Annotated in this window: 18 protein-coding genes; 9 read left to right on the top strand and 9 right to left on the bottom strand. The window is 68.0% G+C overall.

Annotated features, from left to right (window positions below):
* The 6 genes from motA to DRW48_RS04385 all read left to right on the top strand — a co-directional run bounded on the left by motA (position 1) and on the right by DRW48_RS04385 (position 5880).
* Positions 1 to 867 carry a flagellar motor stator protein MotA gene (motA, locus tag DRW48_RS04410; RefSeq protein WP_114075351.1) on the top strand — a complete coding sequence of 289 codons (867 nt, stop codon included), beginning with the start codon at positions 1 to 3 and terminating at the stop codon, positions 865 to 867.
* A gap of 194 nt (positions 868 to 1061) precedes the next feature.
* Entirely contained in the window at positions 1062 to 1322 is a 261-nt protein-coding gene (locus DRW48_RS15850) for a hypothetical protein (protein ID WP_162784670.1), read from the top strand.
* Positions 1319 to 3427 (top strand): FHIPEP family type III secretion protein, encoded by a 2109-nt coding sequence (locus DRW48_RS04400; RefSeq protein ID WP_338418429.1) that lies wholly within the window; start codon positions 1319 to 1321, stop codon positions 3425 to 3427. Before DRW48_RS15850 ends, DRW48_RS04400 begins: the two co-directional genes overlap by 4 nt.
* The gene (locus tag DRW48_RS04395) at positions 3424 to 4200 is read left to right on the top strand and encodes a flagellar biosynthetic protein FliR (RefSeq protein ID WP_241963374.1); all 777 of its coding nucleotides are present in this window, start codon (positions 3424 to 3426) and stop codon (positions 4198 to 4200) included. Before DRW48_RS04400 ends, DRW48_RS04395 begins: the two co-directional genes overlap by 4 nt.
* Entirely contained in the window at positions 4197 to 5258 is a 1062-nt protein-coding gene (gene flhB / locus DRW48_RS04390) for a flagellar type III secretion system protein FlhB (protein ID WP_114075349.1), read from the top strand. Before DRW48_RS04395 ends, flhB begins: the two co-directional genes overlap by 4 nt.
* A 37-nt stretch (positions 5259 to 5295) precedes the next feature.
* Positions 5296 to 5880 carry a hypothetical protein gene (locus DRW48_RS04385; RefSeq protein ID WP_114075348.1) on the top strand — a complete coding sequence of 195 codons (585 nt, stop codon included), beginning with the start codon at positions 5296 to 5298 and terminating at the stop codon, positions 5878 to 5880.
* Between the two features lie 366 nt (positions 5881 to 6246).
* Here DRW48_RS04385 and prpC read toward each other — a convergent pair whose 3' ends face one another.
* The 5 genes from prpC to DRW48_RS04360 all read right to left on the bottom strand — a co-directional run bounded on the left by prpC (position 6247) and on the right by DRW48_RS04360 (position 11212).
* Complete coding sequence (gene prpC, locus DRW48_RS04380; RefSeq protein WP_114075347.1) at positions 6247 to 7410, bottom strand: bifunctional 2-methylcitrate synthase/citrate synthase; 1164 nt, start codon at positions 7408 to 7410, stop codon at positions 6247 to 6249.
* A 3-nt stretch (positions 7411 to 7413) separates the two neighbouring features.
* Entirely contained in the window at positions 7414 to 8913 is a 1500-nt protein-coding gene (locus tag DRW48_RS04375; protein ID WP_114075346.1) for an MmgE/PrpD family protein, read from the bottom strand.
* A gap of 14 nt (positions 8914 to 8927) precedes the next feature.
* Entirely contained in the window at positions 8928 to 9311 is a 384-nt protein-coding gene (locus DRW48_RS04370; RefSeq protein ID WP_241963373.1) for an acyl-CoA thioesterase, read from the bottom strand.
* Complete coding sequence (locus tag DRW48_RS04365) at positions 9304 to 9534, bottom strand: hypothetical protein (RefSeq protein ID WP_199286155.1); 231 nt, start codon at positions 9532 to 9534, stop codon at positions 9304 to 9306. Before DRW48_RS04365 ends, DRW48_RS04370 begins: the two co-directional genes overlap by 8 nt.
* 73 nt (positions 9535 to 9607) lie before the next feature.
* Entirely contained in the window at positions 9608 to 11212 is a 1605-nt protein-coding gene (locus tag DRW48_RS04360; RefSeq protein ID WP_114075345.1) for an isocitrate lyase, read from the bottom strand.
* Between the two features lie 125 nt (positions 11213 to 11337).
* On the opposite strand from DRW48_RS04360, the gene DRW48_RS04355 reads away from it, so the two are divergent.
* Complete coding sequence (locus DRW48_RS04355) at positions 11338 to 12741, top strand: short-chain fatty acyl-CoA regulator family protein (RefSeq protein WP_114075344.1); 1404 nt, start codon at positions 11338 to 11340, stop codon at positions 12739 to 12741.
* 42 nt (positions 12742 to 12783) lie between these two features.
* Here DRW48_RS04355 and DRW48_RS04350 read toward each other — a convergent pair whose 3' ends face one another.
* The 4 genes from DRW48_RS04350 to DRW48_RS04335 form a co-directional block, all read right to left on the bottom strand.
* Positions 12784 to 14241, bottom strand: coding sequence for an aldehyde dehydrogenase family protein (locus tag DRW48_RS04350; RefSeq protein WP_114075343.1), 1458 nt, complete (start codon positions 14239 to 14241; stop codon positions 12784 to 12786).
* Positions 14242 to 14315: 74 nt separating this feature from the next.
* Positions 14316 to 15017 carry a fumarylacetoacetate hydrolase family protein gene (locus tag DRW48_RS04345; RefSeq protein ID WP_422385749.1) on the bottom strand — a complete coding sequence of 234 codons (702 nt, stop codon included), beginning with the start codon at positions 15015 to 15017 and terminating at the stop codon, positions 14316 to 14318.
* 49 nt (positions 15018 to 15066) lie between these two features.
* Positions 15067 to 15774 carry a GntR family transcriptional regulator gene (locus DRW48_RS04340; protein ID WP_114075342.1) on the bottom strand — a complete coding sequence of 236 codons (708 nt, stop codon included), beginning with the start codon at positions 15772 to 15774 and terminating at the stop codon, positions 15067 to 15069.
* Complete coding sequence (locus tag DRW48_RS04335; protein ID WP_114075341.1) at positions 15764 to 17161, bottom strand: formimidoylglutamate deiminase; 1398 nt, start codon at positions 17159 to 17161, stop codon at positions 15764 to 15766. Before DRW48_RS04335 ends, DRW48_RS04340 begins: the two co-directional genes overlap by 11 nt.
* A 79-nt stretch (positions 17162 to 17240) precedes the next feature.
* Here DRW48_RS04335 and hutI point away from each other — a divergent pair, with 79 nt between their 5' ends.
* Together hutI and hutH are read left to right on the top strand one after the other, a co-directional pair.
* Entirely contained in the window at positions 17241 to 18428 is a 1188-nt protein-coding gene (hutI, locus tag DRW48_RS04330; protein WP_114075340.1) for an imidazolonepropionase, read from the top strand.
* Entirely contained in the window at positions 18422 to 19942 is a 1521-nt protein-coding gene (gene hutH / locus DRW48_RS04325) for a histidine ammonia-lyase (protein ID WP_114075339.1), read from the top strand. The genes hutI and hutH overlap by 7 nt, the downstream gene beginning before the upstream one ends.
* Positions 19943 to 19955 lie beyond the last annotated feature (13 nt).

The following is a 19955-nucleotide window of genomic DNA, read 5'->3' as shown; positions in this document are numbered from 1 at the left end:
ATGTTCGGCCTGATCGGCATGGCACTGACCTTTGCAATGGTGTTCGGCGGCTTCATCCTCGCCGGCGGTCACCTCGAGGTGATCCTGCACTCGCTGCCGCACGAGATGATGATCATCGGCGGCGCCGCCGTCGGTGCCTTTGCGCTGTCGAACGAGACCTCGGTCCTGAAACACACCTGGCCGGGCATCATGCGTGCCTTCAAGGGCGCGCGCTGGACCCAGGCCGACCATCAGGACGTGCTGTGCCTGATGTACCAGCTGCTGCGTCTGGCGCGCTCCAGCCCGGTCGAGTTGGAGGAACATATCGAGCGGCCCGAGGATTCGACGATCTTTCGCGAATATCCCCGTATCCTGAAGGACCATGAGGCGGTGACGCTGATCACCGACACGCTGCGCTCGGCCAGCCTCAATTACGACGATCCTTATCAGGTCGAGGAGATGCTCTCCCGCCGGATCGCGTTGATGCGGACCGAGGGCATGCATGTGCCGCACGCGCTGCAAAGCACAGCCGACGCGCTGCCGGCGCTCGGCATCGTCGCGGCGGTTCTGGGGGTTATCAAGACCATGGGCTCGATCGACCAGCCGCCCGAGATCCTGGGCAAGATGATCGGCGGGGCCCTCGTCGGTACGTTCCTGGGCGTGTTTCTGGCCTACGGCTTCGTGGCCCCGCTCGCCCAGCGCCTCACCGGCGTGCGCCGCCAGGACGAGAGCTTTTACGAGGTCATCAAGTCGGTCCTCGTCGCCGGCCTGCACCAGCACGCCACCAACCTCTGCGTCGAGGTCGGCCGACAGGCCGCGCCCGACAACCTGCGCCCCAGCTTCGTCAGCGTCGAAACCGCGCTGCGCGAAATCAAGCGTGCATCATGAGGGTAGGTGAGTTCGCCCTGCGCGTTGGCTCGGCTGCTCTGCTTGCTGCAATGGTCCTCACCGGCGACGCTTTGGCCCAGCCGACCGGAGCGGCGCCGGACCAAATGTCTGCCGCGACAGGACCAGCGGAATCCACGGGGCAGATCGCCCCCGCCGTGACCGCCAATGCAGCCTTGTCACAGCTGCCCCGCCTCATGACGTCGGCCACCGATCAAGTCGCGGCTTCGGCCAAGCGGCTGACCATCTTTCTGGCCGACGCAGAGAAGTGGCTTCTGGCGGGGGAGTCCGTGCCCCCAGAATTACCCAAGCTGCTCGAGCCGATGTTGCCTCACGACCGACTGACGGCCGTTGCCTATCTGCGGCGGCTCGGTCTGCTGGACGGCCCACCCGTCGATCTACAGCGGTTGCTCGCCCCGATTCCGCCCGAGACGCCCGGGCCGGAGGGCAGCCTGTGAGCGCCGTTGCGCCCGTCGTGGCCGCCCCGGCAGGTGCCTCGACGCGCCAGTCGCTGCTGGTTACCGGCATTCTGGTACTGGTCGTCATGTCGATGGTCCTGCCGATCCCGCCCATGCTGCTGGACATCGGCATCGCGGTGTCGATCGCGAGTTCGATCCTGATCCTGGTCATGGCGACGCTGGTCACGCGGCCCACGGATTTTCAGGCGTTCCCGGTGCTGTTGCTGGTCACGCTGGTGCTGCGGCTGTCGCTGAACGTGTCCTCGACCCGGCTGATCCTCACTCGCGGGCACAACGGTCCGGACGCCGCCGGTCATATCATCAGCGGCTTTTCCAGCTTCGTGGCCGGCAATTCGCTGCTGATCGGCCTGACGGTGTTCGCCGTCATCTCGGCCGTGAACTTCATGGTCATCACCAAGGGCTCGGGCCGCATGGCCGAGGTCGCGGCCCGGTTCGCCCTCGATTCGCTGCCCGGCAAGCAACTGGCCATCGACGGCGATCTGAACGCCGGCGCCATCGACCACGAGGAAGCCAAGCGGCGGCGCGAGCGCGAGCAGCGCGAGATCAGCTTTTTCGGCTCGCTCGACGGCGCCTCGAAATTCGTCAAGGGTGACGCCGTCGCCGGTCTTGTCATCATCATCATCAATCTGGTCGTAGGCCTGAGCATCGGCACTCTCAGCCGCGGCATGGGCGTCGGCGAGGCACTGCAGACCTATGCCCATCTGACGATCGGCGACGGGCTGGTCACGCAAGTACCCGCGCTGGTCACCTCGATGGCGGCCGCGTTGCTGCTCTCGCGCGGCGGCGCGACCGAGACCACGGTCGAACTGCTGTCGAGCGAGCTGGTCCACAACTGGCGCGCCCCGGCGATCGTCGCCGGCGGCATGGCCGTCCTCGCCTTCGTGCCCGGCATGCCCACGCTGGTGTTCCTGACCATCGCCGCGATCATGGCAGCAATGGCTTGGCGCACCGCCCAGAACACTCGCGCCCCGGCCCCCGCGGAGGCTGAAACCGCCGCCCTTCCCGTCCCCGAATCGCGCATCGGCGATGTCCTCGACCTCGACGAGATCTCGGTCGAGATCGGCTGCGACCTCGTCGCCTCGGCCCTTGACGAGGGGCGCGGCCTCGGCACCCGGATTGGCAACCTGCGTGTGCACATCGCCCGGAGCTACGGCGTCATCCTGCCCGAAATCCGCATCACGGACGCGCCCGACCTGCCGCCCGGGGCCTATATCGTCCGGGTGCAGAACGTCATTCGCGGTCGCGGCACGCTGCGTCCGCATGACGTGCTGGTCCTCGGCGATCCGGACATGCTCGAAGCAATCGGCGGCGAGGAAGTGCGCGAGCCGGTCTACGACGCCCCCGCCCGCTGGCTGCCTGCGACCCGCCAGCACGATGCCACCCTGCAAGGCGGAACCGTGGTGAACCCGATGGAGGTCCTGTCCACCCACCTGATGGAGATCGCGCGCGCCGCGCTGCCCTCGCTGATGACGCTGGGCGCGCTGCAACGCATGATCGCTGAGCTGCGCGGCCTGAGCGATACCCGCCGGGCCGAGGCGAACCAGAAGTTCTTCGACAGCCTGATCCCTGACAAGGTCTCGCCTGAATTGCTGCTCGCCGTCCTGCGCCTGCTGCTGGAGGAACGGGTGTCGATTCGCAACCTGCCACAGATCGTCGACGCGGTGGCCGAGTTCCGCGGCCTCGAGCGCCCCGAATTCGTGACTGATCAGGTCCGCCGCCGCCTGCGCGGCGAGATCGTGCAGGCCATCCTAGACGATGCCCCCGCGCTCGAGATCGCGCAGCTGCATCCGCTATGGGAGGCCGAGTTCGTGCGAACCGAGGGCGGCGCGCCGCGCGGCGGCATGCCGGTGCCCATCGCTGCCACCCTGCCTCGCCTAGCTAGCAAGCTGGTCGACGCGGTCCGCGCCAGCCAGGAAGCATTGGGGCGGCGACCGATCCTGCTGGCGGTGCCGGACCACCGCCGGCGGCAGATCCGCATTATCCTGACGAGTTCGGGCATCGACGCCACCGTCCTCGGGCTCGAAGAAATCGAACCCGGCGTGCCGGTCCGCCTGATCGCCACGGTCGAGGCGCCGGCGCTGTGACGGCTGTTTTTGCCGAAGCCAGCCAGATGTTTGGTGGCGCGCTGCCGATGCTCGTTCTGGTGCATCTGCGGCTTTTGGGCTGCGTGATGACGCTGCCCGGCCTCGGCGAGCGGGCCATACCGGTGCGCCTGCGCGTCGCGCTGGCACTTGCGCTGACGCCGATCTTCGTCGCCCTGCCAGCGCCAGTCTCGGGCGACCTGGCGCAACTGGCCTTTGCTGGCGGCGCGGAGCTGGCCGTCGGCCTGGTCCTTGGCCTGACGGTCCGGCTGGCGGCGATGGCGCTATCCATTGCGGCCACGGCTATCGCCTCGACCAGTTCGCTTGCGCAACTGATCGGCGGCGAGAACGAGATGGCCCCCCATCCGGTCGGAAACCTCTTCCATCTCGCCGGGCTGGCGGTGCTGATGGCACTGGGCTTTCCGGCGATGGTCGCGGACTACCTCGCTGCCGGCTTCGACGCGTGGCCGCTCGCCAGCCTGCCCGAGCCCGGCGTGCTCGCCCTGTCGATGACGCGGGTCGTGGCGCATGCCTTTGGACTGGGGATGGTGCTGGCGTCGCCCTTTATCCTTGGCGGTTTTCTGTATCAGGCGATCAGCGGCGTGATCGGTAAGGTCATGCCGGCGTTGCCGGTGGTGTTTGTGGGCGCGCCGCTGGCGATCCTGCTGGCGCTGGTCGGGCTCGCGGTTTTCACCGCGCCGATCATCGGTGTCTGGGCCGACGCGGTTCTGGATACCCGCCTGCCCCAACTGGTCGAGCCGGGACGCGCGCGATGAGCGAGTCGGAAGACAAACCCTTCGAGGCCTCTGAACAGCGCCTCCGGCAGGCGCGCGAAAAGGGTGATATTCCCCGCTCGCTCGAGGTGAACGCGCTGCTGGCCTATGCCGGGCTTTTCCTCGCGCTGATCGTCGGCGGCCCGATCGCCATGCGGCGCTGGTTGGCACAGGTCAGCCATGCGGAAGGGATCGCGGGGCGCACGCCCGGCGCGTCCTTTGACGCCGCGCGCGATATTGCCGGCACCGCGGCAGTTGCGACCCTCGCGCTGCTGGCGCTGCCGGGTCTGTTTGTACTGGTTGGCCTTTTGGCCCAGCGCACGCTGCTTTTCACGTCATCTAACCTCGCGCTCAAGGGCTCGCGCATCAACCCGATCGGCAACTTTGGACAGAAGTTCGGGGTCAAGGGGCTGGTCACCTTTTCCCTTTCCCTCATCAAGGTCGCATTGGCGGCAACGGGGGGCTGGGTGCTCTTCGGCATGCTGCTGGAATTGCTGTCGCGCGCGGGCTTCATGCGCGATTCCCAATGGGTGCTTGGGCTCGGCTTGGTGCTGCAGTACGTCATGGCACTGGCGATCGGCATCACCGCAGCACTGGCCGGGGCGGACCTGCTGTGGAAACGGCTCGAGCATCGCCGCCGCTTGCGCATGACCCGCAAGGAGGCCGAGGACGAACACAAGGAAAGCGAGGGCGACCCGCATTTCAAGGCATTACGCCGGCAGCGGGCAGTCGACATCGCCATGAGCTCGATGCTGGCCGACGTCGAAAAGGCCGATGTCGTGATCGTCAACCCGACCCACTACGCCGTTGCCTTGGAATGGAAACGCGGCAGCGGGCGCGCACCTGTATGCCTTGCCAAGGGCACGGACGAGATCGCCGCCCGCATCCGAGAGCGCGCCGGCAAACACCGCGTGCCGATCTGGTCCGACCCCCCCTGCGCCCGCGCGCTTCATGCTGCCATGGAGGTAGGGGACGAGATCCCGGTTGCGCATTTTGCCGCCGTCGCTGCCGCGATCCGCTTTGCCGAAGCGATGCGCAAGAAGGCGAAAGCGGGATGGTGATGGCGCGCATCAGTGTCGTGCGGGGCGGAGGCCAAACGTGAGCCGCGATACCCAGTTGGAGGCCCTGGCCCGCATTGCGCGATTGAAGGCTGATATCGAGTTGAAGCATTTCTCGGCCCTGCGCCGCCACATCGCCACGCTGGATGCGCGGGTCGAGGATCTGCGGATGGAAATCATTCGTGTCGCCGACGGCGCGGTCCGGGCGTGGCCTGATGAGGGGGCCGGCGCCGCGGGCGGGGCCAGCACCGAGGCAAAATCCGGGGACAGAAGGGTGGCTGCGGGCGGGGACCGCGCGCAAGTTGACGACCGCGGCCCAGATGCCTTTTCACGAGAGCATGTTTCACCAGTCCGCTTGATGAGGGCCGCCGGGGTTCCTGCCGCCCAACGGGAAAGCGATCCCCAGCAGCCCCTTCGCGACCTGCGGCTCGCCAATGCCTTGACCCGCGCGGCGATGGTGGAGCGTCAGGCGGTCGAGGCGGAGCGTCTGCGCATGACCCCGCAATTCGAAGCTGCGCGGAACGAGGCGACGCGCGCGTTCGGCCGGGCCGAGGCGGTCGCCGCGCTCGGCCGCCAGATTTCTGCCGTGCGCAGGCGCTCTGCCGATCGGCGGTCCGGCGAGTGAGCCGGCGCTATATGCGGGGGAGTTGGTGCCAACCCGGCTCGATGGAGGCCATCATCCGAAGCTCGGCAAACGACGGGCAGCTTTAAGGAACTGGTGGGTCGCTAGATCTGTGCGGCCGCCGGAGGCCGCCGAATGGCCTCAACCTATGCTCATCGCGGAATCGCACCGCCCACCCATCTCAACACCGCGCCAAGACGGGTACTGTTAACAAGGAACTGAACGAACCGGCGGGCAGCCAAAAAATGATCATGCGCAGTGGGCGCGCAGGCCACTTGATGCCCGCGCCCACTTCGTCGCTCACGCGCGTCGGCCGTTAGCTCGCGCAGGCCGCCGATGCACGCGCGCCAGCGATCTGGCGCGCCGGTCTCACGACTGAGCCGCCTCCCGTTCCGCCAATGGCACGAAGGTCCGGTCTTCCGGACCTGTGTAGTTGGCCGAGGGGCGGATGATCTTGCCGTCCTCGCGCTGCTCGATGACATGCGCGCCCCAGCCCGAGGTGCGGGCAATGGCAAAGATCGGCGTGAACATCGCCGTCGGCACGCCCAGTTGGTGGTAGGACACGGCTGAAAACCAGTCGAGGTTCGGGAACATCTTCTTTTCCCGCGCCATCACCGTCTCGATCCGCTCGGCCACCTCGAAGAGGCGGGTATCACCGGCGGCCTGCGACAGCTCCTGCGCAAGCTCCTTGATGACGGCGTTGCGGGGATCTGAGACAGTATAGACGGGATGCCCAAAGCCGATCACGACTTCCTTGCGGGCGATCCGTTCCAGGATGTCTGCCTCGGCCGCCTCGGGGTTGTCGTAACGGGTCTGGATTTCCAGCGCGACCTCGTTGGCGCCGCCGTGCTTGGGGCCGCGCAACGCGCCGATGGCGCCGGTGATGCAGCTGAACATATCGCTTCCCGTTCCGGCGATGATGCGGGCGGTAAAGGTCGAGGCGTTGAACTCGTGCTCTGCGTAAAGGATCAGGGTTTTGTCCAGCGCGGCCACGTCCTCCGGCGAGGGTGGCACCCCATGGAGCAGATGCAGGAAATGGCCGGCCGTGGTTTCGTCGTCAGTCTCGACCTCGATCATCCGGCCGTTAAAGGCGTAGTGATACCAGTAGAGCAGCATCGAGCCTTGGGAGGCGATCAGCCGGTCGATCACGTCCCTCGCGCCCGGGGCGTTGTGGTCAGGCACCTCGGGCAGGGTGCAGCCCATGGCGGACACTCCGGTGCGCAGCACATCCATCGGATGGGTCGCGGCGGGCAGCGCCTCCAGCGTCTCGCGCACCACCACCGGCAACCCGCGCAGCCCGCGCAGCTTGCGACAGTAGGCGCGCAGCGCCGCCGAGGTCGGCAGGGTGCCATGGACGAGCAGGTAGGCGACCTCCTCGAAGCTGGCGCCGCGCGCCAGGTCGACGATGTCATAACCACGATAATGCAGGTCATTGCCGGTCTGGCCGACGGTGCAGATCGCGGTGTTGCCCGCCGGCACGCCCGATAGCGCGACCGATTTCTTGGGCTTGGTCTTAAGCTCGCTGTCGCTCATGGCTCATGCCTTCCGATAGTCGAACAGGCCGGTCTTGCCGACTGGGCCCAACTGGTCGGCGGCGACGGTAAAGTTCAGCGCGGCGAGGTCGGTCAGCCCGGCCAGCCCCTCGGCCGCAGTCAAGAACCGCCGCTGCTCGGCGGCGGTCAGGACCCCTTCGGAAAGGATCATGAACTTTTCCTTGTATTGCGCGCGGCCGAACGGGCGGGCGCCCTGCGGGTGGGCATCCGCCAAGGCCAACTGATCCTCGATCACCCGGCCGTCCTTCATGGTGACCACCACGCGGCCGCCGAACGCCTTGTTTGCCGCATCGTGATAGCGCTGCGTCCACTCTGGCTCCTCGACGGTGCTGATCTTGTGCCACAGGGCCACGGTTTCCGGCCGCCGCGCCCGCTCGGGGGCATAGCTCTTGGCATGGTGCCAGCCGCCATCCTCGAGCGCGACGGCGAAGATATACATGATCGAGTGGTCCAGCGTCTCGCGGCTGGCGTTCGGGTCCATCTTCTGCGGATCGTTGGCGCCGGTGCCGATCACGTAGTGGGTGTGATGGCTGGTGTGGATGACGATGCTGTCGATCTGCGAAAGATCGCCGATCTGCGGGCCCATCCGCCGGGCGAGGTCGATCAACGCCTGGCTCTGGTATTCAGCGGAATATTCCTTGGTGTAGGTGTCGAGGATCGCGCGCTTGGCCTCGCCCGGCGCGGGGACCGGCACCTCGTAGCTGGCCGCGGGACCCGACAGCATCCAAGCGATGAAGCCATCCTCGCCCTCCCACGCCGGCGAGGGCGCGCCTTCGCCGCGCATCACGCGGTCGACGGCCTCGATCGCCATCTTGCCGGCAAAGGCCGGGGCGTACGCTTTCCAGGATGAGATCGCGCCCTTGCGCGACTGGCGCGTGGTCGTGGTGACATGCAGCGCCTGTTGGATGGCCTGATAGATGACCTCGACCGGCAGACGCAGGGCAGTTCCGATGCCGGCGGCGGCCGACACGCCAAGGTGGGCGATGTGGTCTATCTTATGCTCGTGAAGGCAGATGCCTTTGACCAGATTGACCTGGATCTCGTACCCGGTGGCGATGCCGCGGATCAGGTCGCGACCGTTCAGCCCGGTGTGCTGGGCGACCGCCAGGATCGGCGGGATGTTGTCGCCGGGATGGCTGTAGTCAGCCGCCAGGAACGTGTCGTGAAAGTCGAGTTCGCGCACCGCGGTGCCGTTCGCCCAGGCCGCCCACTCGGGCGAGACGCGGTCGGACACGCCAAAGACCGTCGCGCCGGGCGAAAACGGGTGGGCAAGGGCCTGCGCACGGGCGCTCGCGACCGGGCGGCGCGCGACCGAGGCCGCGGCAACGGCGGCGTTGTCGATCACGCGGTTGATGATCATCTCTTCGACGTCGGCGTCGATCGCTACGTCATCGGCGGCCATGGCGGCGAATTTCCACGCCAGCTCATCCTCGCGGTTCAGCTTTTCGGCGGATTTGTAGGTGCGCAGTTTATGCATCAGCATCGGGTGTCCTCACATCAGATCGGTGTCGGACGGCCGCTGCCGTCCACGGCAACCATTTCAAAGTCGGCTTGCATGACGGGCTGGCGGGCGCCGGTCTGCGGCGTCTCCGCCGTGCCTTCGACGCGCACGGTAAGCGAACTGCGTCCTTGCCGCGTGACAGTGCCGGTCATTTCCAGCAGGGCGCCAGGCGGGACCGGTGCGATAAAGCGCACACCCTCGGCGCCCGCCATGACGACATCGGCGCGGGCGTAGCGGCTGGCCGTCACGAATGCGGTCTTGGCCAGTAGCGACAGGCCCTCGCCCCCGAACAGCGTGCCGTAGTGGTTGGTCTGCTCGGGCAGGATCATCTCGACCAGCGTCGCCGAGACGGGTCGCTGGACGAGGAGGGAGTCAGGCACTCTCGGCCTTGGCGCGGATCGTCGGCACGACCTGGTCACCCCAGTTGCCGGCGCCGTCGTGGAAGCGCGACACGCGAATCACCTCGACCGAGATCCCGGCCGAGACGGCGCGCTGGACTGCCTCGTTCAGACGGTGGGTGGCCTCGGCCACGCGCTGGATGGCACGGGCCTCGTCGGTCGGCGCGGGCAGATCGACCCGCTGGAAACTGGACTCGTCGCTCACAACATGCCTCCTTGATGCTGAAATGTGCGGCCCGGTCGGCCGCACATCATTGTCGCATGGTGTAGACGCGGCCTCACTCGGCCGCAAACTGGTTCATGGTGTTGGCGTGGCCGCCCGCCTTCAGCGCGCGCTCGCCCGAGACCATTTCCTTGAACGTATCGCCAAGGTCCGAGCCGACCTCGTGCTGGTGCTTCACCGCGCTGATGCCGCGGCGGATTTCCTCGCGCTGGACGGTGGCCACGTAAGCCAGCATCTTGTCCTCGCCAAAGTAGCCGCGCGACAACTCGTCCACCGATTTGGCGGTCAGATGGAAGGTCGGCAGCGTGATCAGGTTGTGGAACACGCCGGCACGGGCCGAGATGTCGGTCTGGAAGCGGCGCAGCCGGTCGTCGGCCTCGCGGCCCAGATCGGTGTTGTCGTAATCGGCCTTCATCAGTTCGTTGCCGTCCGGATAATCGCCGGCCTGGATCTTGCCCTCGGCCAGCCACTGCTCGCGCACCTGCTTGCGCAGGTTCAGCGTCCAGTTGAACGACGGCGAGTTATTATAGGCCAGCTTCGCATAGGGCACCTCCTGGCGAATCTCGTTCACCATCGCGGCGATCTCGTCCACGTTCGGGGTATCGGTCTCGATCCATACCAGATCCGCACCACCCTCGCGCAGGCTGGAGATGCAGTCCTCGATCACACGCTGGCGGCCGGTGCCTTCCTGGAAGGCAAACAGGCCGTTCGGCATCCGGACCGGGCGCGCCAGGGCACCGTCCTTGACGATCGCCAGCTCGCCCTCGCGCAGCGGGGCTGCGTCGGTGATCGGCTCGGTCTTCAGCCACTTGATGTAGTCGGCGGCCAGATCGTCGCCATTGCTGACCGGGATCTTCTGGGTCAGGCCGGCGCCGAGGCTGTCGGTGCGCGCCACGATTACGCCGTCATCGACGCCAAGCTCTTCAAAGGCGAGGCGGCAGGCGCGCAGCTTTTCGATGAAATCCTCGCGCGGCACGGTGACCTTGCCATCCTGGTGGCCGCACTGCTTGGCGTCGCTGACCTGGTTCTCGATCTGCAGGCAGCAGGCGCCGGCCTTGATCAGTTCTTTGGCCAGCAGGTAGGTCGCATGCTCGTTGCCGAAGCCGGCGTCGATGTCCGCGATGATCGGCACGACATGCGATTCGAAATTGTCGAGCGCGGCGATGGCCTTTTGCTCGGCCGCCTTGTCGCCGGCATCGCGGGCAGTTTTCAGGGTCTTGAACAGGTCGTTCAGCGCGACCTCGTCCGCCTGACGCAGCGAGGTGTAGATTTCCTGGATCAGATCGGCGACGGCAGTTTTTTCATGCATCGACTGGTCCGGCAGGTGGCCCCAACGGTTGCGCAGGCCGGCGACCATCCAGCCCGACAGATAGACATAGGTGCCCTTGGCGGTGCCGCGCATGCGCTTGACCGACTTGATCATCTGCTGGGCGTGAAAGCCCGACCAGCAGCCTAGAGACTGGGTGAACTTCGAGGTGTCGGCGTCATAGGCGGCCATATCGGCGCGCATCACCTTGGCCATCGCCCGGGCGATGTCGAGGTGGGTGTCATAGGTATTCTGGACCTTCAGCTGGGCAATCGCGTCGAGGTCGATTCCGCCGGGGGCGGTGCCGCCGGGGTAGCGTTGGTCCAGCTTGGCGCGCAGCTCGGAATAGGACATGCGAATGCTCCTTGTGAAGGCTGTCGAAGGTTGACGCCAAGCTAGGGCCTCGACTTCGACCTGCAAATCCCAGAAAAGGCGAGGGCCTGCAAAGCCTGCAAGGCCGATTTGCAAAGGTTGCGAAGATGGGTGCGACAAAGGCTTTCCTTGGCGGCCGCCTGCGCCAGCTGCGCGAGGGCCAAGGGCTGACGCAGGCCGCGCTGGCCCAGCGCCTGGGAATTTCGCCAAGCTATCTCAACCAGCTGGAGCGCAACCAGCGGCCGCTAACCGCGCAGGTCCTGGCACGGCTGAACGCGACGCTGGGGACGGACTTGCAGCCCTTTTCGGCCGAAGGCGACACGCGCCTTTTGGCCGAATTGCGCGAGGCGTTCGTCGGCGATCCCTCGGTAGGTGCCGCCAGCCTCGCCGATCTGGTGACGACCAGCCCCGCCATCGCCCAGCGCATCGTGGCCCTGCATCGCGCCGCGCGCGAGGCCGAGGACCGCGCCACCGCCATCGCCATCGGCCACGGCGCCGATCTGCCCCCGCCCACCGCCTATGAGGAGGTGCGCGATTTCATCTATGACCACCGCAACTATTTCCCGACGCTGGATGCCCAGGCCGAGCGGATGTCAGCGGACAGCCCGCTGCCCGAGCCGCTGTCAGTGCCCGGCCTCGCCGCGCGGCTGCAATCTCGCCACGGCATCACCCTGCGCCGGCAAAAGAATGCCCCTGCCTTGCGCCAGTTCGACCGCGACCGGCGCGAGCTGACCCTGCTGGCGAACCTGACCGAGGGCCAGATCGCCTTTCAACTGGCGGTCCAGATCGCCCTGATCGAGGGTGCCGAGGCGATCGACGAGGTCTTGGCCAGCGCGCGCTTTTCTGGCGAGACGGCGGCCAAGCTGGCGCGGATCGGGCTGGCGCATTACTATGCCGGCGCTGTGCTGATGCCCTATGGCGCTTTTCGGCGCATGGCCGAGGAGGTTGGCTATGACATCGACCGCCTCGGCCGCGCTTTCGGCTGCGGGTTCGAGGCGACCTGCCATCGCCTCTCGACCCTGCAGCGGCCCGACGCGCGGGGCGTTCCGTTCTTTTTCCTGCGTGTCGACCGGGCAGGAAATATCAGCAAGCGCCAGTCGGCGACCGATTTCCATTTCAGCAAGATCGGCGGCAGCTGCCCGCTATGGCGGGTCCACGCCGCGTTCGACCACCCCGGCGAGATCCTGACCCAGATCGCCGAGATGCCGGACGGGCGGCGCTATTTCTGGGTCACGCGCAGCATCATCAGCCCGTCGCGGCACTATGGCGCGATCCGAAAGACCTTTGCGCTGGCGATCGGCTGCGACGTCGCCCATGCGGGGCGGTTGGTCTATGCCCGCGGCCTCGACCTGAACAGCCATGATCCGGCTGTCGTCACCCCCATCGGCCCGGCCTGCAAGACCTGCGTGCGCGAGAACTGCCCGCAACGCGCATTTCCGATGGTCGCCCGGCCCCTGGCGGTGGACCCGGATTCGACCCGGTTTGCGCCCTATTCGGCGACGCCTGCCTGAGGCTCGGGGCAGGCATCATCCGTTTGACGGCAGGCTGAAGCCTCACCCGTGCCAGGCCGCCACGGTCTTGAGGGTCGAAAATCCGTAGAGCGCCTCGAATCCCTTCTCGCGGCCGTGGCCGGAATGGCCGCTGCCGCCGAACGGCAGTTCGACCCCGCCCCCGGCGCCGTAGTTGTTCACGAACACCTGCCCGGCGCGGACCGCACGCGTCAGGCGCAGGCCGCGTCCCAGATCGGACGTCCACACCCCGGCGACCAGCCCGTATTGGGTGCCGTTGGCGATAGCGATGGCCTCGGCCTCGTCGTCGAAGGGAATGATGACCTGCGCCGGGCCAAAGATCTCCTGCTGCGCGAGGACGTGGTCCGGGCCGACCCCGGTGAACAGCGTCGGGGCGACATAGAACCCCCCCTCCGGCGCGCCATCGACGATCTGGCCGCAGGCCGCAGTGGTCAGGTCGGTGCCCTGCGCCAGAAAGCCCTCGACCGTCGCCTTTTGCCGGGCCGAGATGATGGGGCCGACGTCCAGATCATCCAGCGCCGGGCCGACCCGCAGGGCCTCGTAGGCGGCGGCCATGCGGGCCGTCACCTCGTCCATGCGGCTGCGCTCGACCAGCACGCGCGCGCCACAAGAACAGGTCTGGCCGGCGTTCTGGATGCCGGCGTTGACCAGAAACGGCAGCGCCCGGTCAAGATCCGCGTCGGCGAACACCAGTTGCGGGGATTTCCCGCCAAGCTCCAGCGTCACCGGGACGAGGTTCGCGGCGGCCGCCGTCTGGATGGCCCGCCCGACCCCGACCGAGCCGGTGAAGCTGACGTGATCGACCCCGGGATGGCCAGCCAGCGCCGCGCCCGCCTCGGCCCCGAGGCCGGTGACGATGTTGATCGCGCCCGGGGGAAAGCCGACCTCATCCGCGAGCCTGCCCAGCGCGAGGGCCGTCAGGCAGGCATCCTCGGCCGGCTTGACGACGCAGGCGTTGCCCATCGCCAAGGCCGCGCCGACCGAGCGCCCAAGGATCTGCATCGGGTAGTTCCACGGCACGATATGGGCGGTGACGCCATGCGGCTCGCGCAGGGTCCAGACCGTGTAGCCGTTCAGATATGGAATCGTCTCGCCCATCAGCTTGTCGCAGGCGCCGGCGTAGAACTCGAAATACCGCGCGAGGGCGAGGGCATCGGCGCGGGCCTGCCGCAGCGGCTTGCCGACATCCAGCGCCTCGAGCCGGGCGAGATCGTCCGCGCGTTCGATCACGCGGGCGGACAGCGCCATCATCAGCCGCCCCCGCTCGGCCGCGGTCAACCCGCCCCAGGGCCCGTGCAAGGCCGCACGGGCAGCGGCGACGGCGGCATCGATTTCTGCCGGCCCGCCGCGCGAGATGGTGGCAATCTGCGCCCCGGTAGAGGGATCGAGGACCGCCAGTCCTTCCCCCGCCGGACGATGCCAGACGCCGCCGACCAGAATCTCATCCGCCGCGAACCAGAGGGGATTGTCGGTGTCAGCCATGGCGCCTTCCTGTCTGTGGGCGGTCGGTTTGGTTCGATCGGAAGGGCCGCGCACAAGGCCTGCGGCCCGCCGTATCAGGCGATGGTTACGTCGAGTGGAGCCAGACCCTCGATGCTGCCAGTCAGCCGCGCACCGGGTTCGACCGCGCCGACACCCTCCGGGGTGCCGGTAAGGATCACGTCGCCGGGCTGAAGGTGGTAAAAGCCCGACAGGTCTGCAATCAGCGCCGCGACCGACCAGACCATCAGGTCCAGCTGGGACTCCTGCCGCACTGTCCCGTCCACCGACAGTTTGATCGCCTGCCTGCCAGGCGCACCCCAGTCCGCTGCCGGGGTGACATCGCCGATGATCGCGGAATCCTCGAAATCCTTGCCCAGCGACCACGGCCGGCGCTTGTCCTTGGCCTTGGCCTGCAGATCGCGGCGCGTCATGTCGAGCGCGCAGGCATAACCCGCGACGATCGACATCGCCTCGGCCTCGGGGACGCGAAAGGCCGGCGCGCCGAGGATCACGGCCAGTTCGACCTCGTGGTGCAGGTCGGACGTTCCCGGCGGATAGGCCATGGTGACGCCCTCGGGGCCGCAGGGCAGCACGGCAAGCGCAGATTTGGTGAAATAGAACGGCGCCTCGCGGTCGACTTCGTTCCCCATCTCGGCCGCATGGGCGGCATAGTTGCGGCCGACGCAGAACACCCGCCGCACCGGGATGCGCCGCTCGCTACCCCTCATCGTCAGCAGCGGCCAGTCGGGTGCGGAAAAGAGGAGGTCTGACATCATCGCGTCCTGTCCGGAAAATGGGGGCGCGCGGAAACCTGCGGCAAAGACGTCAAAGCTGCAAGGTCAGGTTGCGACCGGGGGGAAAGCACTGGCGTACATGGGTGATCGGCGCGTCTTCCAGCCAGGTGGCGCGGGTCAGCACCATGATGCTGTCGCCCGGTGCGCAATCCAGGGCCTGCGCCCGCGCCCCAGCTGCCTGAGCCGAAAAGGCCATGGTTCCATGGGTATAGGGAAGGTTATGGACCAGCCATTCGTTGGGATTGACCGCAGTCAGATCGATCTCGGCAAGGCCCGGCGCAGTGACGAGGTCGACCCAACGGTCTTCCAGCACGGCGGGCTGCGCGCCGCCGCGATGCAGGGTCACCAGATGCAGCAGCGCGCGGGGGCCGGTGCCGAGCGCCTCGGCAACGTCGGGGGGTGGCACGGCGGTCTCGCGCAGCAGCAGTTCAAAGCTGTAGACGGCGCCCGTCGCCTCGACCTCGGCCCGGGTCAACGGGATCGGCAGGACGGCCTTGCGGACAGGGGCGGAGGCGACCCGGGTGCCGGCCTTGCGCCGCCGTTCCAGGAAGCCCTCGTCCGCGAGGGCGCGCAGGGCGCGATTGACGGTGGCGCGGGCAACGCCGAATTCGACGGCGAGGTCGGCCTCGTTGGGGATTAGCGCGCCGGGCGCGTAGGTGCGTGCACGGATGCGGGCCATGACCGCGTCGCGCACCGACTGCCAGCCGGCGGGGCTTTCCGGGACCGGGTCAGAGGACATCGCGCAGGCGCGTCATGACCGCGGCATAGCGCGCGATGATCGCCTCCCGGGCGCCGTGGCGGCCGCCGCTGACCAAATGCCGGCCGGCGGACCACAGGTCGGTCACCTCTCGGTCGTCGCGCGCGAAGATCAGCGTGTCGAGGAGCAGGTCGCCGCTGCGGCCGATGCCGTCCGGCCCCAGATCGCCGATCGCCACCAGATCGGCCCATTTGCCGCTCGCGATCGCGCCGCTGTCGCGGCCACCCGCTTGCGCGCCGCCCGCCGCGGCACCGTCCCACAGCGCGCGTCCGGTCGAGCGCTCCGCATCCGCCAGTGCCGCCCGCGAGTGGTCGCGCAGACGCTGCGAGTAATCGAGGGTTCGCAACTCCTCGGTCAGCGAGATGCGGATATTGCTGTCGCTGCCGATCCCCCAGGCGCCGCCCGCCCCCGTCCAGCGCACGCCATCGAAGATGCCGTCGCCAAGGCTGCTTTCGGTGATCGGACATAACCCGGCGACAGCGCCGCTGGCGGCAAGGCGCAGGGTTTCGTCCGGGGTCATCTGGGTAGCGTGGATCATGCACCAGCGCGGCCCGACCGGGACGTGGTCCAGCAGCCATTCGACCGGGCGCTGTCCGGTCGCGGCCAGGACCTCGTCCACCTCGGCGATCTGCTCGGCCAGGTGGATATGAATCGGGCCATCGGTCAGGGTCACGGCATGGGCGATGCCCGCAGCATCGACCGCGCGCAGGCTGTGCGGCGCGACACCGGTGCGACTGTCGGCGGACAGCGCAGCGACCGCGTCCGCGGCGCCCTGCACCAGCCGGGCATAGCAGTCGAGATCGTTGCCGAACCGATCCTGGCCCGCGATCAGCGCCCGCCCGTCCATCCCGCCGCGCTGATACAGCACCGGCAGCAGCGTCAGGCCGAGGCCGCTGGTCTGCGCCGCGGCGGCGATCCGGGCCGACATCTCGGCCAGATCGGTATAGGGGCGGCCGCCCTGATCGTGATGCAGGTAGTGAAACTCGACCGAGGCACCGTAACCTGCCTCGGCCATTTCCATCTGCACGAAGGCGGCGATGGCCTCGACGTCGTCGGGCGTCAACTGGTCCAGAAAGCGGTACATCAACTGGCGCCAGGTCCAGAAGCTGTCGCGCGGATCTCTGCCGCGCCGCTCGGTCAGGCCGGCCATGGCGCGCTGGAATGCGTGGCTGTGCAGGTTGGTCGGCGCGGGCAGCAAGGTCTCGACCTGCTGCGCCCCCGCGCTGGCCATGGTCCCGGTCGCGATCTGGCCGATGCGTCCATCCGGCTCAACACGCAGGCTGACACCATCGGCCCAGCCGCCGGGCAGCAAAGCCCGTGCCGCCCAGATTTCGCGCGCCAGTTGATCCGACCCGAGCTGACCTGACATCGCCGACTCCCGCTGTTGACAGGTCCTATTATGTGCAGACATAATCCTCCCTGCAAGCACCGAATCACGGAAACGCCCCATGTCCGGCCTGACCCTCACCGATGCCCGCTTGGCGACCCTCGACGGTCCCGGCTATGGCATTGTCGATGGCTGGCTGCGGATCGAGGATGGCCGCATCTCTGCCCTCGGCGCGGGCGCGGGACCGGGCGATGGCGCCAGCGAGAGCCTCGGCGGCCGCCTTGTCACCCCCGGCATGATCGACTGCCACACCCATCTGGTCCATGGCGGCGAGCGCGCGCGCGAATTCGAGATGCGGCTCGAGGGCGCATCCTACGAGGATATCGCCCGCGCCGGCGGCGGCATCCTGTCGACCGTCACCGCGACCCGCAGCGCGTCCGAGGATGAACTGGTGGCGCAGGCCTTGCCGCGCCTCGACGCGCTGCTGGCCGAGGGCGCCTGCACCGTCGAGGTGAAATCCGGCTATGGCCTGACCATCGACCATGAACTGAAGATGCTGCGCGCGGCGCGCCGGCTGGCAGCCGAGCGCCCGGTCCGCATCGTCACCACTTGGCTCGCCGCCCATGCGACGCCCCCGGAATACAAGGGGCGCGACGACGCCTATCTGGACGAGGTCGCGATCCCCGGCCTGCGCGCCGCCCATGCCGAGGGGCTGGTCGATGCGGTCGACGGGTTCTGCGAGGGCATCGCCTTTTCAACCGCGCAGATGGCCCGGCTGTTCGATGTCGCCGCCGAACTTGGCCTTCCGGTCAAGCTGCACGCCGAGCAGTTATCTCACATGGGCGGCAGCGAACTGATCGCAGCGCGCGGCGGCCTTTCGGCCGATCACGTCGAATATGCGACGGCAGCCGACGCTCGACTGCTGGCCGCCGCCGGCAGCGTCGCGACCCTGCTGCCGGGCGCCTTCTATACCCTGCGCGAGACGCAGATGCCGCCCGTCGCCGCCTTCCGCGAGGCCGGGACGGTGATGGCGCTCGCGACCGACGCCAATCCCGGCACCTCACCGCTGACCTCGCTGCTGCTGACGATGAACATGGGCGCGACCCTGTTCCGCCTGACGCCCGAGGAATGCCTGCGCGGCGTCACCCTCAACGCCGCCCGCGCGCTGGGCCTGGCCGATTGCGGCCGCCTGGCGCCCGGATTGCGCGCCGACCTAGCCGTCTGGGACGCGCGCGCCCCGGCCGAGCTGACCTACCGCATTGGATTCAATCCGCTTTACCGCCGCTATTTCGAGGGCCGCCCGTGCTGACACTCATCCCCGGCGAGGCCAGCCTCGCGCAGTTGGAAACCATCTGGCGCGAGGGCCTGCCCGCCCGCCTCGACCCAGGCGCCATGCCGGCGATCGAGGCATCGGCGGCGCGGATCGCCGCCGCCTCGGCGGGCGATGCCGCAGTCTACGGGGTCAACACCGGCTTTGGCAAACTGGCTAGCGTGCGCATCGCGCCGGGCGATACGGCGACGCTGCAACGCAACCTGATCCTGTCGCATTGCTGCGGCGTGGGGCCGGCAACCGATATCGACGCCGTGCGCCTGATGATGACGCTAAAGCTGCTGTCGCTCGGCCGCGGCGCTTCGGGCGTGCGCCCCGACATCGTCACCCTGATCGAGGGGATGCTGGCCAAGGGCGTGACCCCGGTGGTGCCCGAACAGGGCAGCGTCGGCGCCTCGGGCGACCTGGCGCCGCTGGCGCATATGGCGGCGGTCATGATCGGCGCCGGCGAAGCGTTCCTGGACGGCGAGCGCCTGCCCGGCGGCGATGCGTTGGCCCGTGCTGGCCTGACCCCGGTCGTGCTGGGTGCGAAAGAGGGGCTGGCGCTGATCAACGGCACCCAGTTCTCGACCGCGCTTGCGCTGATCGGGCTGTTTCGCGCCATGGCCTGCGCCCGCGCGGCGATCGTCACCGGCGCGCTGTCGACCGACGCGATCATGGGCAGCACCGCGCCCACCGCGGCCGAGATCCACAGCCTGCGCGGCCATCGCGGCCAGATCGAGGTCGCGGCCGAGATGCGGCGCCTGCTGGACGGCAGCGCGATCCGCGAATCGCATCGCGAGGGCGACAGCCGCGTGCAGGACCCCTATTGCATCCGCTGCCAGCCGCAGGTGACCGGCGCCGCGCTGGACCTGCTGCGCTTTGCCGCCCACACCCTGTTGGTCGAGGCGAATGCCGTCACCGACAACCCGCTGGTCCTGTCGGACGGGACCATCGTCTCGGGCGGGAACTTTCACGCCGAACCCGTCGCCTTTGCCGCCGACCAGATCGCCCTCGCCGTGGCCGAGATTGGCGCCATCGCCCAGCGGCGGGTGGCGCTGATGGTCGATCCGGCCCTGTCCTTCGGGCTGCCGCCGTTCCTGACCCCAGCCCCCGGGCTGAACAGCGGCCTGATGATCGCCGAGGTCACCACCGCCGCGCTGATGAGCGAGAACAAGCACCTCGCCAATCCGTGCAGCACCGATTCCACCCCGACCAGCGCCAACCAGGAGGATCACGTCAGCATGGCCGCGCATGGCGCGCGCCGCCTCGGCCTGATGACCCGCAACCTGTCGGTGATCGTCGGCGTCGAGGCGATCTGCGGCGCGCAGGGCGTCGCCTTCCGCGCGCCGCTGGAGACATCTGCCGTGCTGCAGCGCGTCATTGCCGCACTGCGCTCGGATGTGCCGGCGATGGGTGACGACCGTTACCTCGCCCCCGACCTCACAGCCGCTGCACAGATGGTGCTGGACGGCACGCTGGCCCGCGCCGGCGGGGTCGAATTGCCCCTCTGATCCGAATTGAAGG

It is taken from the genome of Paracoccus suum, from assembly GCF_003324675.1.
Classification (GTDB): Bacteria; Pseudomonadota; Alphaproteobacteria; order Rhodobacterales; family Rhodobacteraceae; genus Paracoccus; species Paracoccus suum.
Note: the sequence above shows the minus strand (reverse complement) of the source record. Positions and strands in the feature narration are given on the sequence as shown.

Bases quoted from the DNA above. Each gene is read 5' to 3' on its own strand.
- DRW48_RS04345 (WP_422385749.1), bottom strand. From the start codon at position 15,017: ATGATGTCAGACCTCCTCTTTTCCGCACCCGACTGGCCGCTGCTGACG.
- DRW48_RS04350 (WP_114075343.1), bottom strand. From the start codon at position 14,241: ATGGCTGACACCGACAATCCCCTCTGGTTCGCGGCGGATGAGATTCTG.
- DRW48_RS15850 (WP_162784670.1), top strand. From the start codon at position 1,062: ATGACGTCGGCCACCGATCAAGTCGCGGCTTCGGCCAAGCGGCTGACC.
- DRW48_RS04360 (WP_114075345.1), bottom strand. From the start codon at position 11,212: ATGTCCTATTCCGAGCTGCGCGCCAAGCTGGACCAACGCTACCCCGGC.
- prpC (WP_114075347.1), bottom strand. From the start codon at position 7,410: ATGAGCGACAGCGAGCTTAAGACCAAGCCCAAGAAATCGGTCGCGCTA.
- DRW48_RS04375 (WP_114075346.1), bottom strand. From the start codon at position 8,913: ATGCTGATGCATAAACTGCGCACCTACAAATCCGCCGAAAAGCTGAAC.
- DRW48_RS04335 (WP_114075341.1), bottom strand. From the start codon at position 17,161: ATGTCAGGTCAGCTCGGGTCGGATCAACTGGCGCGCGAAATCTGGGCG.
- DRW48_RS04355 (WP_114075344.1), top strand. From the start codon at position 11,338: ATGGGTGCGACAAAGGCTTTCCTTGGCGGCCGCCTGCGCCAGCTGCGC.
- motA (WP_114075351.1), top strand. From the start codon at position 1: ATGTTCGGCCTGATCGGCATGGCACTGACCTTTGCAATGGTGTTCGGC.
- DRW48_RS04340 (WP_114075342.1), bottom strand. From the start codon at position 15,774: ATGTCCTCTGACCCGGTCCCGGAAAGCCCCGCCGGCTGGCAGTCGGTG.
- flhB (WP_114075349.1), top strand. From the start codon at position 4,197: ATGAGCGAGTCGGAAGACAAACCCTTCGAGGCCTCTGAACAGCGCCTC.
- hutI (WP_114075340.1), top strand. From the start codon at position 17,241: ATGTCCGGCCTGACCCTCACCGATGCCCGCTTGGCGACCCTCGACGGT.